Annotated in this window: 20 protein-coding genes; 16 read left to right on the top strand and 4 right to left on the bottom strand. The window is 34.8% G+C overall.

Translation table 11 applies throughout. The annotated features are described in order from the left end of the window. The first annotated feature begins 36 nt into the window (after nucleotides 1-36). The 11 genes from MMB69_RS16195 (at nucleotide 37) to MMB69_RS16145 (ending at nucleotide 8,171) form a co-directional block, all read left to right on the top strand. Nucleotides 37-342 (top strand): hypothetical protein, encoded by a 306-nt coding sequence (locus MMB69_RS16195; RefSeq protein ID WP_221785953.1) that lies wholly within the window; start codon nucleotides 37-39, stop codon nucleotides 340-342. A 212-nt stretch (nucleotides 343-554) separates the two neighbouring features. Next, entirely contained in the window at nucleotides 555-788 is a 234-nt protein-coding gene (locus MMB69_RS16190; protein ID WP_221785952.1) for a DUF3923 family protein, read from the top strand. 330 nt (nucleotides 789-1,118) lie between these two features. Beyond that, nucleotides 1,119-1,472, top strand: a complete 354-nt coding sequence (locus MMB69_RS16185) for a hypothetical protein (RefSeq protein WP_221785951.1) — start codon at nucleotides 1,119-1,121, stop codon at nucleotides 1,470-1,472. Nucleotides 1,473-1,924: 452 nt separating this feature from the next. Further along, entirely contained in the window at nucleotides 1,925-3,106 is a 1,182-nt protein-coding gene (locus tag MMB69_RS16180) for an Alp7A family actin-like protein (RefSeq protein WP_221785950.1), read from the top strand. Nucleotides 3,107-3,123: 17 nt separating this feature from the next. Further along, nucleotides 3,124-3,501, top strand: a complete 378-nt coding sequence (locus tag MMB69_RS16175) for a hypothetical protein (RefSeq protein ID WP_153254030.1) — start codon at nucleotides 3,124-3,126, stop codon at nucleotides 3,499-3,501. A 498-nt stretch (nucleotides 3,502-3,999) separates the two neighbouring features. Continuing rightward, nucleotides 4,000-4,575 (top strand): hypothetical protein, encoded by a 576-nt coding sequence (locus MMB69_RS16170; RefSeq protein WP_221782396.1) that lies wholly within the window; start codon nucleotides 4,000-4,002, stop codon nucleotides 4,573-4,575. A 391-nt stretch (nucleotides 4,576-4,966) separates the two neighbouring features. Then, on the top strand, nucleotides 4,967-5,890 hold the full coding sequence (locus tag MMB69_RS16165) for a LysR family transcriptional regulator (RefSeq protein ID WP_221783402.1): 924 nt from the start codon (nucleotides 4,967-4,969) through the stop codon (nucleotides 5,888-5,890). A 165-nt stretch (nucleotides 5,891-6,055) separates the two neighbouring features. Then, nucleotides 6,056-6,745, top strand: a complete 690-nt coding sequence (locus MMB69_RS16160) for an alpha/beta fold hydrolase (protein ID WP_221782398.1) — start codon at nucleotides 6,056-6,058, stop codon at nucleotides 6,743-6,745. A 249-nt stretch (nucleotides 6,746-6,994) separates the two neighbouring features. Then, the gene (locus MMB69_RS16155; protein WP_013082550.1) at nucleotides 6,995-7,225 is read left to right on the top strand and encodes a hypothetical protein; all 231 of its coding nucleotides are present in this window, start codon (nucleotides 6,995-6,997) and stop codon (nucleotides 7,223-7,225) included. 98 nt (nucleotides 7,226-7,323) lie between these two features. Beyond that, the gene (locus tag MMB69_RS16150; RefSeq protein ID WP_221782400.1) at nucleotides 7,324-7,593 is read left to right on the top strand and encodes a hypothetical protein; all 270 of its coding nucleotides are present in this window, start codon (nucleotides 7,324-7,326) and stop codon (nucleotides 7,591-7,593) included. A gap of 164 nt (nucleotides 7,594-7,757) precedes the next feature. Beyond that, entirely contained in the window at nucleotides 7,758-8,171 is a 414-nt protein-coding gene (locus MMB69_RS16145) for a YjdF family protein (RefSeq protein ID WP_221782402.1), read from the top strand. Here the strand turns inward: MMB69_RS16145 and MMB69_RS16140 are convergent. Both MMB69_RS16140 and mle read right to left on the bottom strand, forming a co-directional pair. Then, nucleotides 8,054-8,800 (bottom strand): DUF4825 domain-containing protein, encoded by a 747-nt coding sequence (locus MMB69_RS16140; protein ID WP_277447986.1) that lies wholly within the window; start codon nucleotides 8,798-8,800, stop codon nucleotides 8,054-8,056. The two genes, MMB69_RS16145 and MMB69_RS16140, sit on opposite strands and share 118 nt — an antisense overlap. Before the next feature lie 222 nt (nucleotides 8,801-9,022). Next, complete coding sequence (gene mle, locus MMB69_RS16135; protein ID WP_221782406.1) at nucleotides 9,023-9,862, bottom strand: alpha/beta fold macrolide esterase; 840 nt, start codon at nucleotides 9,860-9,862, stop codon at nucleotides 9,023-9,025. A 277-nt stretch (nucleotides 9,863-10,139) separates the two neighbouring features. Here mle and MMB69_RS16130 point away from each other — a divergent pair, with 277 nt between their 5' ends. The 5 genes from MMB69_RS16130 (at nucleotide 10,140) to MMB69_RS16110 (ending at nucleotide 14,453) form a co-directional block, all read left to right on the top strand. Further along, nucleotides 10,140-10,880, top strand: a complete 741-nt coding sequence (locus MMB69_RS16130) for a class I SAM-dependent methyltransferase (RefSeq protein WP_221782408.1) — start codon at nucleotides 10,140-10,142, stop codon at nucleotides 10,878-10,880. Nucleotides 10,881-11,027: 147 nt separating this feature from the next. After that, entirely contained in the window at nucleotides 11,028-11,804 is a 777-nt protein-coding gene (locus MMB69_RS16125) for an SDR family oxidoreductase (RefSeq protein WP_221783403.1), read from the top strand. A 274-nt stretch (nucleotides 11,805-12,078) separates the two neighbouring features. Beyond that, entirely contained in the window at nucleotides 12,079-12,870 is a 792-nt protein-coding gene (locus tag MMB69_RS16120; RefSeq protein WP_221782410.1) for a phosphotransferase, read from the top strand. Between the two features lie 586 nt (nucleotides 12,871-13,456). After that, the gene (locus tag MMB69_RS16115) at nucleotides 13,457-13,963 is read left to right on the top strand and encodes a GNAT family N-acetyltransferase (RefSeq protein ID WP_221782412.1); all 507 of its coding nucleotides are present in this window, start codon (nucleotides 13,457-13,459) and stop codon (nucleotides 13,961-13,963) included. Nucleotides 13,964-14,219: 256 nt separating this feature from the next. Then, entirely contained in the window at nucleotides 14,220-14,453 is a 234-nt protein-coding gene (locus MMB69_RS16110; RefSeq protein WP_051421143.1) for a hypothetical protein, read from the top strand. 218 nt (nucleotides 14,454-14,671) lie between these two features. Here the strand turns inward: MMB69_RS16110 and MMB69_RS16105 are convergent, their stop codons facing one another. Together MMB69_RS16105 and MMB69_RS16100 are read right to left on the bottom strand one after the other, a co-directional pair. After that, nucleotides 14,672-16,024 carry a sensor histidine kinase gene (locus MMB69_RS16105; protein WP_264409076.1) on the bottom strand — a complete coding sequence of 451 codons (1,353 nt, stop codon included), beginning with the start codon at nucleotides 16,022-16,024 and terminating at the stop codon, nucleotides 14,672-14,674. Beyond that, nucleotides 16,002-16,721, bottom strand: coding sequence for a response regulator transcription factor (locus MMB69_RS16100; RefSeq protein ID WP_221782416.1), 720 nt, complete (start codon nucleotides 16,719-16,721; stop codon nucleotides 16,002-16,004). The genes MMB69_RS16105 and MMB69_RS16100 overlap by 23 nt, the downstream gene beginning before the upstream one ends. Nucleotides 16,722-16,812 lie beyond the last annotated feature (91 nt).

Raw genomic sequence — 16,812 nt, 5'->3', positions numbered from 1 at the left:
GTTAAATTAAAGTATGTAAAGAAGGTGTAATGTCTGGTGTTGAAATTATTATTTATAAGTCTAGTAAGCTGTTTAATCATTTATATTGGGAAACGTGTATGGAAAAAAGGTAGTACTAATTTTATTGCTGGATATGGAAAGATATTTACACCTAAGGATGAAAAGCAGCTCGCTAAAGGAATTGGGCTTATTATTATGCTGTTTGGCTTTGAAACTATAATAATTCCCATTCTTTCTTTATTTTTTGAAGGGCTTGGCTTTTATTATGGATTGCTGGTTGTATTAAACTTCTTCGCTATATTTGGACTTATGATAAAGGATCAGGTGCAAAGAGAAGCCTAAAGGGGGAGAAAACGATTTAAAAAAATATCCGGCTTATGATCGGGTTAATCAGCATTATTATCCTGTGTTTCTATGGAGTAAGAGGTTTATTCGTATATAAAACAATGCCGTTTTCTTCTTACCTCTTTGCGGTAGGTGGAGCTATTTCTACCATTGCTCTTATCTGGGAATTAATAAAGAAAGATGCAGCTTAAATTGAAAGGAGTGATGATGTGAAAAGACGATGGATTTCCTGGTGGATAGCTAATATAATTTGGATCATACTTTTCGTCGTAGGAACAGCTGTTGTCTGGACAAGAGAAGTGGATGGAGCGGGTGTTACCCAAACACCGGAGCTGAAATTGTTCGCATTTATAGTGTTGCTAATCGCATTTATTTTCCCTTTGATTATTCAAGTTATATGGCTAATTATTAATTTTAAAGCGAGTAAGGATGTTATGAAATAGAAAGGGTGATATGTATGCAAAGAAAAAAGTGCTCTAAATGTGATTCAGCTCTAGCCAAAGCCCGTATTCAATCATCACCTGGTACAGTAGGTGTAAATAAAACACCGAGCAGGGTATTAAATAACAATCACCATTACAGTGAATTAATACCTTATGTTTGTTCAAGCTGCGGTTATGTGGATTTTTATATAGAGGAGCCTGGAAATTTTGTTTAATAGAACTTTTAGGATTTTTCATTTTCGAATACATTATGATACGTTACTGAAATTGGTATATCGCCTAATGTCAATTTTAATTAAAGGGTAAGGAAAATGATTTCCGGAGGCTATTATGAAGAGAACACTTAGTTTTCTGTCAGTAGTTTATTTAACCGTTCTAACTGCATGTAATCAAGAAAGTACAGGAACGAATACAGAAAGTTCTTCTGCTATCATTGTTGTAGTTGAAAACAAGGAATATAACGGAACAGAAGATAAATTAGATCAAACACAAGAAATAGGAGACCAAATAGGAACCATAGAAAAGAAAACTAAAGCAACTACGATGTCCGAAGGTAATAATCAATCAAACTATTTTACAGTTGGTTCAGAAATCTATTCAGTAAAAGGAACAGAGGATTATATTATAGTTAAAGATAAAGATCATAAAAGTCAGTTAATGAAAAAGGTAGCCCAAAAAAGGTGAGTGTGATCTAATACTACCAAACAATATTTTAAGTCTCTTGACGAATATAAGTATTATCTTGACACATTCCGCTTTCCCACCAGGAGTATTTGTCTTACCCTTCAATCAACTGCTAGAAAGACCTAAACAAATGAAGTCTGCGTTTACCTTAATAAAAAAACAAACTACTAATCGAAAATCTTGATCAATAGTTCGTTTTTCACTTCATCTAAAATACTTTTGTCTCAACCTCTTTTTTCACCAGAATCTCTACTTCCGACTTTCTTATTCTCGAAAAAGAACTTTCCTGACACTGTTTTTCTGACCCCGAAATAAGTTCAACTAGATAAAAAAATTGTTGATATGTGTAAATTTTTGATGATAAATCAGTTGAACTGAAGGATTGAAAATCCACCTTTTCTTTTGTATAATAAGTTCAACAGAAGTTCAACTAAAAAAAGAGGTGTATAGAGATGAAAATTTCACGTTTTAATAAAGACTGTGGGAACTCAGTCGATATGAATATCATAGATGGATATCTATTTGATTTCCAAACCAACGTAGTAGAACTCCAAAAAGAAGCTGCTGATTCATTCTTTACAGATGCTGTTACAGCACCAGAGGAATTTAAAAAGCGTATCTTACTATCTACAACCATTGGAGAGGAAGAAAAAGAACGTTATTTCTTAGTAGGTGACAGTGCCGCCAGCCAACAATTAGCAAACAATCACATCAATCGTTTACATAATAAAATTACAAGTCATATTCCATACGTAACATTTTTAGCTGCCGTTGCATATTACCACGCGTTACATACAAAAGATCAAAAGGAAAACAACATCGAGATCGACTATTTCTCTACAATGTTACCAATCTGGTTACTAAAAAAAGAAAGTACTTTCGGAGAAGCGCAAAAGGCTATGGCAGATCGCTTTGTAGGTGATCACACTTTTTATATCCATACCCCAGGATTTGAAAAAGAATTAAAAGTATCTGTGAAAGAAAGTGTTTGTTTAAAAGAAGGTGAAATCGCACGTTTTGCGTTAAAGAAAGACCTAACCCTTCAAAACCGTGAAGATGCTAATGAATATGTGGAATGTGAAACCGTAATGATCGATATCGGTGGAGGATCCATTGATGTTGTAATCTTACCTGAAGGGTTGAAGGCTGCGAACAGTCGTGAATCGTTCCAAAGTATCGAGGGTATTCCCTATTTAGCACATATCGATAAGTTACGAAAAGAGAAATTCCCAGAGTTGTTTACCGATTTACGCGCTTTTGATCAATTTATTTTAGATAACTACAGTAAACAAAAGTTTGAACTGAAAAATGAAAACACAGGCGAATCCATTGATTTAACAGCTCAAATCAAATCTTCTCTAAGAGATTATGTAGAGATCTTACTAGCTAAGTTAAATGATGTCGCCCCACCGCCAGCAAATAAAATCCGAAAATATGTATATAGTGGCGGTGTCGCTCCTACACTAGAAGTAGCTATTATGAATAGCATGCGTGAAAAAATTGGCGAAGAACGCACAGAGAAATATCATAAAGTGCCTGAGGATAGCCGTCACTTGAATTTATTCGGCTTAGAAATCCGAAGCATGGGGTACCTTCAAAAGAAACAAGCCGAGAAGAAAGCCGTTAAATCCTAACAGCGTAGGTGATAACCATGTCAGAGCGTCAAAACGCCTTTACTATTAAAACTAATCAGTTGAGTGATGAAGTCTATGATATACTTGCAAAATATGCAAAGTCTCGAAAATTAGGGGACTATATTTCATCTTTAATTGTTCGTGACCTTCATAGTTCATCTTCCAATCAAGTAGAACTAGGACACAGAACAGAAGAACTTCTTGAACATATCAATTCCGAACTACGGGAATTAAAGAAGTTAGCTCAGTCCAACGGTTTTGTGAGTAAACAAGAGGAGATAGAAGAGAAGCCTTCAGAAAGCCACCAAACCTTCAAAGAAGGTAAGATTGCAGATCTAGAGCAATTATCTGGGTCACTAGATGATGATGATTTAGAGGAATATAGCGATTTTTAATTAAAAAACTACTAGTATGTGGGACGAGACTGTCCCACATACTAGTAGTTTTTTTTGTTTTCAATATGTCTATTAGTTTTTGATGCATTATCATATGTACAAAAAACGTGTTCAAACTAAAAAAATAATGGGAAGGAACAGTTTATTTATGGACAATAAATCAGTACAAGTACTTTTATTTATTCTAAATCTTCTTTGTCTCAAGAACGTTAAGAATTAGGTATTCTAAATACTATATTGAAGCTCAATCACACCATGAAGTGATAGATAGAAGGAATTAGCACAGTCATGGGATACTAATAACAAACATGACGTGGGAATAGGTATGGGGATATTGTTTGAGCTAAGGCATAGTTATGAACATAAAAACACCAAGCGAGCGTAAAACATCTTGGTGTTTTTATTTGTACCCTAAATAAAAGTTTATAAATACAAAATATAAAAAATTAGTTAACATATGTTTATTGTTGTGGGATAAAAAATGTTTGGAGGAGAAATATGAAAAAGTTCTATCTTGGTTTGTTTGTTATTTGTTCGGTGTTTATCATTTCTGCTTGTTCAAAAACGGAATATGTAAACAATGTTGAGTACTTAAAATTACAAAAAGCAGAGGTAACGTTAACAGATGATAAAAAAATCGTTGGAGAAATGATAGTACCTGATAAAAAGAATAAAAGTAAAAGTATCGTTCCAACGGAGTTACACTATACATTCACGATGGAAAATAAGTCTAATAATATTATGGCTCTCTCTGATTTTTCTAAAACAAACATTCGCATAGAACCAGATAAGGAGTTAGTATCAGCTGTAAAAGAAGCAATTGGTTCAAATATTTATAATATGGATAACAATAAGTTAGGTATTGGTATGAGTATAGGAGAAATTCCATTTAAAGGAACAAGTAAATTTACTCTTAGTTATACCTTAGGAGCAAAGGAAAAAAATAATGAATTACCTCTTTTACCAACTGAAGAAAAACTAAAAAAGCTACAAGCTAATGCGTTAAAGGGTACACTCATTATCTCCCAAGATGAAAAGGATATTGCAAAGTTTAGGTTAGATTCAAGGCAATAAACATAATTATAAGTTTAAATAGGTTAATAGCTCGCTAACTCTGTATATCGTCAGCGTTAGCGAGCTATTGTTTTTATATTTATACGCTTGTATGTGGATTTACTTTTCCAGAAAATAAAATTGATTAGCCTTACTTATTTGGTTACGATAAGCGCTCGAATAATTTCATTCCAATAGTATTTGAAGTTTTTGTCACTTGTATTTTTTTGCATTAGAACGGTTGGTTCCTCTGTATCCTCTTTTTTTATAGACATTATGATTTCCCCTTATCTCTTTATATTTAGTATGTTGTGGTTTGATTTACCATATTTTATAATGAAATTAGCAATCATTACAGATGAACATTACGATTGAATCAATCGAAATATCCGATTATACAGAGGTGAGGAAAATCGAAATAAAACAACTGATTACATTTAAAACAGCTGCAGAAAATTTAAATTTTACATATACAGCTAAAATTTTGAACTTTGCTCAATCAAGCGTTACCGCTCAAATAAAAGCTCTTGAGAATGAACTTGAAACTCCTTTATTTGAACGTCTCGGAAAGCGTTTGGTTTTAACAGAGGCAGGTCGAGAATTTAAAAGGTACGCCGATAAAATGATTCAATTGACTAAGGAAGCAAAAAACGCTGTAAGTGGAGTGGAAGAGCCTGCGGGTACACTTATTATTGGATCTTCTGAAAGCCAGTGTACGTATAGGTTACCTCCAATATTAAAAGAGTTTAAGGATCAATTCCCAAAGGTGAAAATGATTTTTAAGCCCACTTACTCTCAAGCACAAACAAGAGCGCAGCTACTAGACGGCACTCTTGATATCGCCTTTACAATGGAGCCTATCCAGCATCATGATGCAAATCTACATACACAATGTCTTGTTGCAGAAGACTTGAAAATTATTGCTGCTCCTCAGCATCCTTTAGCTGATAAAACGGATATCTACTTAGAAGAGCTTGAAAATGAGACTCTTTTGTATACTGAGTCGGGGTGTTCATATCGGGTAGTATTGGAAAACTTGTTTCGCGAAGCGGGTATTTGTACATCCACTAAATTTGAATTCGCAAGCGTGGAAGCTATTAAGCAATGTGTGATGTTGGATTTAGGTATTGCCATATTGCCCGAAGTAGTAGTAAAAGGAGAGCTTGAGAAAGGCATATTAAAAGAATTGGCTTGTACTAAAGTTGATACGACCCTTTATACACAAATGTTTTGGCATAAAGATAAATTTATGTCCCTTCCTTTACAATCTTTTATTCAATTGGCTTGCAGTACTTTTGGTTTAAATTATATAGGTATAGAAAGTGAAAAACTTTAGGTACATTATGCTGACTAAAGAATTCCACAGGATACATAAAATAATCTGATATATTTCCCAATAAGATAAGAGATGAAGGAAATCTTCATTATTTCACTAATATATAGAGGAACCTTAATAAACTAGATTTTAATTGGTGAAATCTAAATTAGGAGTTGATCTGATTTGAAAGTACAAGTGAATCGAATTGAGCTAAACGGTTTGAGTTTTCAATATCGAGAGGCTGGAGAAAGCTCAGCACCTGCTATTGTTGCACTTCACGCTTTAGGAATGAGTGCGGAATCGTGGGACGAAGTAGCGGCTGTATTAGGGAAGGAATATCGGTTTCTAGCTTTAGACCAGCGAGGACACGGTGGAAGTGAGAGAACCGGCACCTATACGTTTGAACTTATGTGCGATGACTTACTTCAGTTTGTAAATGCGATGAATTTGGAGAGCTTTACGTTGATTGGGCATTCTATGGGTGGTACGGTGTCCTATCTTTTTTCTGAAACATTTCCAGAAAGGGTAGATCAATTGATTGTTGAAGACACTCCTCCACCTTTTACAGGAGAAAAGTTTGAAACTCCTGCTAAACCGCCTGGTTCTTTACCGTTTGACTGGGAGGTTGTACCTTCAATTCTTCAACAGTTAAATAACCCCAACCCTAAATGGTGGGGAAGTCTTACAGAGATAATTGCACCTACTCTCATCATCGGAGGAGGATCCAGCCATATTCCTCAAGATAAATTGCAGGAAGTTTCTAAGCGCATTCCAAATTGTAAATTCGTAACGATAGATGGGGCTGGACATGAGGTGCATGCAGGAAACTTATCCGCTTTTTTAAATGCTGTGAAAAGCTTCCTTGATTCGTGACTTTGTGGGGCTTTTATTCAATTTGAAAGATTGGTTAAGTAAATAACATGGTAACAGTTATTAAACTTTTATAGAAAGGGAGACTATACGTTAGTCTCCTTTTTAATCTGTGAATATGTTAATATATAGATTATATGTAATAAAATTCATAATAAAATATTATTTATGAAAGATAAATAAATGCCTTTTAATAGTAGCAGGGAATGCTATAACTTGTTAAATGAGCATTTGTGAAAGGAGGAGAGTTTCTTGTTGAGATTTATAGAAAAAGGTTTTCTCTATGGGCTTATCTTAGGAGGAACATTAGGTTTCTTTGTGATTCCATATAAAGAAGTCCAATCAGTCGGTGATGCTGTAACAGAAACAACCTATTTAAAACTTATTGATTTTATTATTCATCTAATTCGTTTTAGTGTAGTTATAGCTGTACTGGGAGCGGTAATAGGTTTCTTTCTTTATAGAAAAAAGAGTTTGGAGTGATTCACCCAAGCTTTTTTCTACTGGTGATTAAGTACATTATGGTAGCTGCTAGTTAAATGGTGCCATATAAACATATATCTAGTTTGCGGAGGACTAAATTGAAAAAACGTTTTAGTCAATATTCACTGTGGTTATCGTTGCTTGGGATGGTTGTTGGTGTTGGACAGTATTTTACACCCATACACAGCTCGAAAATTTTGTATGTATGTATTACTGTTTATTTGATAGGATTCTCATGTGGAATAATAGCTTTTGGAAAACAAGAAAAAGGGCTGATAAAATATTTTAGTTTAATCTCTTTTGTAGTAATTCCGATATTTATGATGGCGGGCTTTTTATTTTTTGCAATGAATTTTGGCGAAAAATAAAAGAAGGTATTTATATCAAATATGTTTATGTTAAAATTTGTATATGAGATGTAAAAACACAGTTCGGTTGGTAGTCCGGATGCATTAATATGTATTAATGTCAGTAACCTTCCCCTCCTCGGGATGTCCATCATTTCATAGTATGTTTAGAGGAGGGAATCGTTATGTCACTAACGATTTACCATGATGGTCAGTTTTGGGTAGGAATTATTGAAGTTGTAGAAGGCGGTAAGTTAAAAGCATTTCGTTATGTATTTGGAACAGAACCAAAAGACACAGAAATATTAGACTTTATTTATGACAGATTGCTAGAGGTGATCAATCAATCAGTTCATGCAGGTATTAATGTAAAAATAAAATCTAATAAAAAGGTAAATTCAAAACGCTTACAACGCCAAGTAGCAAAAGAAAGAAATAAAGTTGGTATTTCGACTAAAGCTCAAAAAGCGATGAAGCAAGCTTACGAAGAAAAGAAAAAAAGTAGAAAAAAGAAAGCTAAACGATATCGTGAAGAGCTGAAGGAACAAAAGTATTCCATAAAGAAACAAAAGGCAAAAGCCAAGCACAAAGGCAAATAGAAAACAAATAAAGAGCCTTCAATAAGGCTCTTTATTTGTTCTTGTTCTTTTACGATAGGAACATTCTTAAAAAATTGTTCTCGAATAGTTGCCGATTTAACTGCTTTATTAATCTTCTCTTTATTATTATCTATAAATTGCTGTGCTTTTTCTTTATCAAATAACTCATTGCTAGTTGGTAAAGTTTGAATGTTTTTGGAAATGAATTGTTTCATTTCTTCTCTAGACGCTGAAAATTTTTGATTGTCTACTCTAAAGCTGTAACCTTGAGCATTAGGTACTAATATTGTTAAATAAATAGCATTGTAAAGAAAATTTTTCTCTAATGTATTCTTACCGTCAAACCAATATTTTAACATTTCATCTTCCGATAAAGAGCTCTCTTTAGCACCATAAATTATTTTTGGTGTTTTATTATGTAAATCAATTTCTTTAAACGTTTCTCCTCCGGGCAATGCTCTTACGATAGCTACTACGTTAGAATTATCTCCAACATAAGTTCCACTGTGGTCTTTAAGCTCTTTTACATCAACAGTGTTAATGCTCGTGACTTCTTCTTTTGAAGAACAGCCGGTTATACCTACAAGGATTAATAAAATTAAACAAAAAAGCACCTTAAAACATTTCATAAAAACCTCCATTTTATTACTTAAATACCCTTATGTGGATATTATGCGGAATATCAGTGTATCGTAAATGTGATGTTTTGAAAAGGTGTAGGTACTTTTGTACAAAATACCCTTTGCTGTAGGGGGGTGTCTACTGTCAGTAGAAGAACATTTGAAACATAAAAAGACCCCAAAGCTTTCTTAAAAAAGAGCTTTGAAGTCTTCATATCTCATGTTTTGCTTTTAGGAGCTAATCTCTACAATTGATTGGATGATTTGTTCCCAGTCCTCCCTATGGACTTCATGTCCTGTACCATCAAGAGCTATTAATTTAGCATGAGAAATAGCTTTTGCAAGAGCAAGCCCATGTTCGTATGGCAGCGCCGGATCTTCTGTTCCATGAATAATCAGTGTAGGTATAGTAATTTCACTCGATCTGTCATAATATTGGCCTCCTCCTTGAAGCAAAGCATGGTTAAATCTACTCGGCAGCTGTTTGGCGCGGGCAGCTTCTCTTTCTGCTAGCTTATACATTCTTTTCTCTTCATAAGGTTTTGTGCCACTTAAAATTTTCCATCCACCTGCAAGGTAGGGAACAGTCTCCTCTTGATTTGACCAGTCTATGGAAGCGCTCTTCGTGTGGTAATCAAGTATCCGCTGATCCATTGGTGGCAATTTTTCCGCCTCCTTTCCAAATACGCTTGATGCAATTAAAGTAAGGGAGTCTAAGCGATCCGGATATCTAAGAGCAAGGATTTGTCCTATCATCCCGCCCAAAGACATTCCAACAATATGAGCTTTGTCTATAGAGTAAGCATCTAAAACACCAATTGCATCGTCAGCCATATCCGTTATTGTATAGTTAGACGTACCGGGTGGATAAGTGGTAGATCGCCCTAAATCACGATGGTCGTAACGAATAACAAATCTCTCATGTTCAGCGAGGCGAAGACAGAAGTCTTCATCCCACCAATCTAACGAAGACATTGCTCCCATTATTAAAAGTACAGCAGAATTCTTGGGGGTTCCAAAACTTTCCGTACAAATCTCAACGTTATCAATTTTTATTATCTCTTCATTCATTCGTGTACCTCCTTTTAAGTGTTAGAGAAATGAAAAGCAGTCCTTTATTCAGTTCTCTAACATAGGGATATTTCCTTTTGGAATTTTATTTAGGAAATCCATTATTCTACCTATCTCTTTACCTTTTTACTAAAAAGTAAAATATAACGTTCTTGAAAATGTAAGTCTAAACTTGTTGGAGACTAGGGGGATTCAGCTTTTGCTGTCTGCAACGTGTTGATAAGGCAGGAAAGTTGAATGCATGTATGGAAAAATACTTATGTGAGGTGAAATAAGAATGAATGATTACTATGGACAGCTCTGCACAAGGGTGTACGAGAGTGATAAATCTTTTGCAAATAGAAAAGAGCTGGAGTTTTATCTTTCTTTTGTAAAAGACCAAAATATGAAAGTATTAGAACCGATGTGCGGGAGCGGTAGAATGCTTATTCCATTTATGCAAAACGGAATTAAGATTGAAGGATTTGATATTTCTAAAGAAATGCTTAAAACGTGTATAGAAAAAGCTGAAACACTAAGTCTTAAACCGAATGTATGGTATCAAGATGTCGAAAGTTTTAAAAGTAGTAAAAAGTATGATCTTATTATGATACCCTTTGGCTCTTTTTCACTGTTAGCTGATGATATTGCTGTTAAGAGTCTTCAAAATATGAGAGCAGTTTTAAAAGAAGACGGGAAAATACTTTTAACGATTATGAAGAAAAAAAGCGAAATTGAAGAACTAGTAGGTTGGACTGAAACGGATAGAGTTTCTTTTGATAAGGAAATCATCGTCGTTTACAAAAAAAGCTGCTACGATAAAAGAACAAGCTCTTTGAATACTAAGATAAGATATGAGCTACTTCAAGGAAATAAGACAAAAAAGGTGGAGATAATGGATTTTCCTCTTCGACTTTATGGCTCAGAAGAATTTGAAAGTATCCTTAATTCTAACGGGTTTAACAATCTCACTGTTCATGAAGTAAAAGATGGCTACGGAGAAGGCATCTCATTTTTTGTCTATGAGTGCCGAATATAGACATTGTAATACCTTTTAAACTTTAATCAGATTTTTATGCAGTACGACTTTATAAAATACATAGATAGGATTGCTGAAAGCATGTGCTACTAGTAAGTATACATCTCTAATAGTACTTTGTTCAGCATTTCCATGAGGAGATGCTTTATGAAACGATTAATGAATAAGATTGCCATTGTTACTGGTGCTAGCCGAGTGCAGGGTATCGGTACTGAAATATGTCGGGAGCTAGCTAGAGAAGGGGCAGATATCTTTTTCACTCACTGGTCAAAGTATGATCGTTCGATGACTTATTTTAATGAAGATGATTCTAATTGGTCGAAATATCTTATGGAAGAGATTCGCAGTCTGGGAGTGCGGTGTGAATCAATGGAATTGGATTTATCGCAACCCGATGCACCAAGAAAGCTGCTTGATGAAGTTCAAAACAAACTAGGTTCTCCATCAATCCTTGTAAATAATGCAACACATTCTGTGGACGTAGATTTTCGTTCTATAGATGCTAATATGCTTGATGCTCATTATAACGTGAATGTTAGAGGGACGTGTCTTTTGACTGTTGAGTTTGCACGTCTAATCGAAGGTAAGCATGGCGGTCGAATTATTAATATGGTTTCAGGTCAAGATAAGTCACCTGAGCCTGGGAATTTGGCTTATGTTGCAACGAAAGGGGCTGTTTCTACGTTCACTAAATCAGTTGCTATTGAATTAGCACCTCTTAAAATTACTGTTAATGCTGTAGATCCTGGACCAACTAACACTGGCTGGATGAGCAGTGAGTTAAAGGAAGAGCTACTGCCAAAGTTCCCAATGGGCCGACTTGGTGAGCCCCGGGATGCCGCAAAATTAGTTATCTTTTTAGCAAGTGAAGAATCAGAATGGATTACCGGACAAATTATTCACTCAGATGGAGGCTTTGGTTGATTTAACATAGTAGCGGTCTTCCACTTTTTAGCGGATTTTTGTATGAAACAAGCAGTTAAAAGGATCTTCGAATGAAGATTCTTTTTTTATAATGTAACGTGACATGACGATAACCGAGTTTCTACACTTTATCAGTCAGTTCCAAAGAGGCTACAAAAGAAAAAGTACGGGCTTTTCTAAATCAGTAGTAAAATGAGATATTTCATTTATGACGAATACTTTAACATTTTTATTTATTGCCGACAAATAGGATATATTCAGGGGAGATGTTTATATGTCAAGCTTTGAGGACGAAGAAGTGCTAACAGGAGGGAATGTCTCTAACGTTTATCGCTCGGGAGATACTGTACGACGAGAATTAAAATCAGATAGTCATAAATTTCATAAGCTATTAAAGCATTTAGAGAACAAAGGTTTTAGTTATGCGCCAAAATTTTTAGGCATTGATGAAAAAGGAAGAGAGGTCTTATCATTTATTGAAGGTGAAGCTGGTAATTATCCCTTGAAGAAATATATGTGGTCTGATGATGTTTTAATAGAAATAGGGAAAATGCTCCGTCTTTATCATGATTCAGTGAGTGATTTTTCATTTGATGACAGCTGGAAATCAATAGATAACACTCCTAAACCATTTGAGATACTATGTCATAATGATTTTGTCATATACAACATCATTTTCAAACACGAAAGACCAGTAGGCATCATTGATTTTGATGTTGCTGGGCCCGGTCCAAGAATTTGGGACATTGCTTATACTCTTTATACGTGCGTCCCCTTAAGTAGATTTTATCTTTCTGAAACAGGTGAGAAGATTTATTATAATTCACTGCAGCATGCTCAACATATAAACCAAAGAGTGAAATTATTTTTTGAATCATACGGCGAAGAATTACAAGAAGGTTATTTGGAAGTGGTATTGCTGCGATTAGAGGGGTTATGTGAAACAATTACAAGAAAAGCCAGTGAAGGCGACAGTGCGTTCCAAAAAATGATAGACGAAGGGCATCTTGAACATTATCAAAATGACATTAAATTTATTCGTGAACATAGGAAAGAATGGGTTTAAGGATACGTTTTAATTGAAGAAGCAACACACTTTTATTAAAACGCATGTCTATAACACCCTTTATGTAAATGATGGTTGTTATTCTTTGTAGAGGAGCACTTGTTATGCGAATTATTAATATTAGAGAACAGGTAGAGTACAAAGATAAAGCTATTGAATATATTCAGAGATTGTATTTAATAGATTAACGATTAATTTTTATTTAAAATGTTTTTAACTGTTTGAATCAGTGGATAGCGGGTATAAGTTGATTATACAAGCGTAGTGCCCCCCAGGAACATGCATGTATATTTCTTTTTCTTACTTACCCTGTTTGAATCCTCTTTTTATGGAGGGTTCTTTTTTTGTGTCTAAAAGATATAACTTTTCAAATTATATCTATCAAACACTTTAATCATATATATATGTATTTTATACTCACTGAATCTAGGTCACGTTACAAGATAAAAGGGATTCGTTCTGTTTTTAAATTACAGTAACCAAAACGATCGCTGTTAGAGGAGGCTCCTGTGTTTCAAAGGAGCTTTTGCAAACGATATAGAAAAGTTAAAAATATAAAGACAGATAAAAGGAAAGAGATGAAAAAATGAAAGTACTTGAAACAGAAAGAATGCTTTTAAGGTTGATGACAGAAGAGGACTCAGATAATCTATTACAAATTTTCTCTGATTCAGAAGCTATGCGATATTATCCTTCCACTAAGGATCTAGAAGAAACACGTAGTTGGATTAGATGGACAAGCAAAAATTACAGAGAGCATGGTATTGGTCTATGGATTGCAGAGTTAAGAGAAACTAACGAGTTCGTAGGTCAATGTGGATTGATTCCCCAAGAGATTGAAGGCGAATTAGAAGTGGAGATTGGATATCTATTTGTACGTAAACACTGGGGAAAAGGTTTAGCGACAGAGGCAGCAGCTGCCTGTAAAGAGTATGGGTTTAATCAACTAGGTTATAATCGATTAATTTCTACAATAGACAAAAATAATGAAGCATCAAAAAGAGTCGCCACGAGGGTTGGGCTACATTTTGAGAAAGAGATTTTTAAGTGGGATAAACCTATTGAAGTTTATTCTGTAAATAATAAAGAATAGAAGCGGGTCTTCTTTAATGCACAGGGTTGCTACGGCAGCTCTTTTTTTATGATATTAAAGGCCAGATTTGAACATGTGCCCTTGAAAGAGCATCATATTGACTAGGAGCGAATGTAAGAAGTATTGCAGAAATACTAAGGACGGATATGTCCAAATTTTAATTTGTAAAATATTTTTTGTGTTTTTACGCGTTTTGCTTATACCAATTTTTGCTTTCTTCACAGTATGTACTATAAGTGTACAGGGAGGTGAAGTTATGCCAGGACGTCGTAGTGGAGATCGTCGTACATCTCAATCTCGTTCTATAGTAGATAATTTTCGAAGAGGAGATAAAATTCAAGTTTTTTCTGCTGGAAGACAGCTTGATGGAAATGGCACGTTTATTCGAGCAGAAGGCGGATTTTTAGTATGGGAAGATAATTCAGGTAATAGAAATACGACTAGTTTAGAAAGTATCAGCGTTCGCAGATTAAGAAAACGTAGTTGCTAACCTTTTGGACAGGCTCTGATTTTATATAAATAAAAGAACACCTTCAAGCTGAAAACCGGGTATGGGGTACCGAGCAATCACTTGGAGGTGTTTTTTCTCATGAAAAACTGGTGATTTCGTTTTGAATGTATCCAGTAGGTAGCATTTTTAGAAATTAAATATTGATAGTTGCTGCCTCACTAGGGGTACATGAGCTAATTTATATAAAAGCGACTTACTCAATTTGTAAGGGGAAAAGTAACTTTAATCTCTGTTCCAGCATGTTCTTTGCTTTGTATATCAATTTTTCCTTTATGGAGGTTCACAATATTTTTAGCAATAGCTAATCCGAGTCCACTTCCTCCCGAATCCCGTTTGCGGGCTTTGTCTACTCGATAAAACCTTTCAAAAACGTGAGATTGTTCTTCTTCTGGTATGCCAATGCCATAATCTTTTATTCGGAGAATCCCTTTATGTTGATCACTTTCCAAAAAGACCTCAATTACATCGGTACTATACTTTATGGCATTATCTAAAAAGATAATGATCACTTGTTTGAGCTTCAATTCATCTCCTTTGATGAAAATGGAGTGGGAATTTTTATGCAGGATAATAGGTCGGTCATAAACTTGCATGAACTGAGTTACAAGGGCTGTACTGAGAGAAACAAGGTCAACTGATTTTATGTCAACAGGTTCCGAGTCCTCTAGTTCAGCTAAACTTAATAGTGTTTTAGTCAAATTTTTCATTCTATTTGTTTCTAAATAAATAGCCTCAATTGCTTCTTTTGCTATTGTTTCATCTTGTGTTCCATGCCTTCTAAGAATCGTAATAAAACTGCTAATAACAGTCACAGGTGTTTTTAACTCATGAGAGGCATCGGAAATAAACTGCCTTTGTTTATCTGAGTTTTCCTTCAGTTTACTAATCATACGGTTAAATGTAGCTGCCATTTTGTACACTTCATCTTTTGTTTCAGTTTGTATACCAATCTTTTTCAGCGTTCCACTTTGTTCAATATCTTCCATTGTAGAGATCATTGATACAATAGGCTGCATAATGATAGCCGATAACCATCTGCCAGCTAGAAAAGAGAGAAGAACAGAAACAATGGTAACAGTCCCCATTATGGACAAAATAATATCTTTGCGGCTTTCTAGTCCTGATAACCGCTCACTTATTTCTAACGTGCCTATTACTTTGTGATTCTGATGAATCGGTACGTGAACTACTAAATTTTGATGTTCTTGAAAAGGTCTAAGTTCAAAGTTCTTTTCTGTTGAAAAAGTAGGGGAGATTTTCTGAACAAGGACTTTGTCGTTAGTGACTTGATTAATAGTTGTAGAGTTCGGCCCAACGATTCGAATAAAAGAGTGACTAGGCATGTAAGAGTTTAAAAGGTTTTTGTCGAGTGTTAAGGATTTGGAAATGTGGTATTTTTTCAACATTTCATTCGCATTTTTGAAGGCTAAATGCGCTTCCATATTAACGGTTGTTTTCATAAATAAGAAAAATACAATCGTATTTACAATGAGCAAGCTGACTAACAGAGAAACTGTAATAAACAAGTTAACCTTGGTAGTAATTTTCATATGGTTCCTTTCTTATCACATATCCTACTCCTCTGACGGTGCGAATCAAGGGAGAGTTAATCTCTTCTTCTATTTTCTTTCTCAAATGTCCAATATACACATCTACTACGTTTGTTTCTCCTTCATAATCGTAGCCCCAAACGGTCAAAACGATATTTTCTCTGCTCAGTACGATATTTTGATTTTTTAGTAAATAAACAAGCAAATCATATTCTTTCGGCGTTAATATAATCGTTTTGTTTTTTCTTATCACTTCTCTGGTCTCTAAATTTACAGATAAATCTTCTATTGATAAATGAACATCTTTTTTTTCAGTAACTTCTTGAATGATAGCTCTATGACGAAGACTATTGCGCACCCTAGCTAATACTTCTTCTATTTCGAAGGGCTTGGTGATGTAATCATTTGCTCCATGATCTAGTCCCATCACTTTATCTAACGTAGTGTCACGGGCTGTCAAAAGAATAACAGGGAGGTAGGCGTTCTTTTTTCTAATTCTTCGAAGGACTTCGATACCGCTAAGTTCTGGAAGCATAACGTCTAATAAAACTAGATCAATGCTGTTATGTAAAGCAGCTTCAAGGCCGCTTTTTCCTTCATGCTCTACGAGTACTTGGTATCCTTCATGCTCAAGCTCAATTTGAAGAGCTCGTGCAATCATTTCTTCATCTTCAACGATTAAAATACGGTTTTGCATGCAGGTTCTCCTTTCGCACCGTTCAAAATGTAATAAACTCCATTTGGACAAGATAAGTTCCTGTTTAGTTAGACCTTTCTTTTTAGTGAAC

The organism is Priestia sp. P5 (assembly GCF_029522155.1).
Lineage (GTDB): Bacteria > Bacillota > Bacilli > Bacillales > Bacillaceae_H > Priestia > Priestia megaterium_E.
This window is presented reverse-complemented; position numbering and strand designations above follow the sequence as displayed.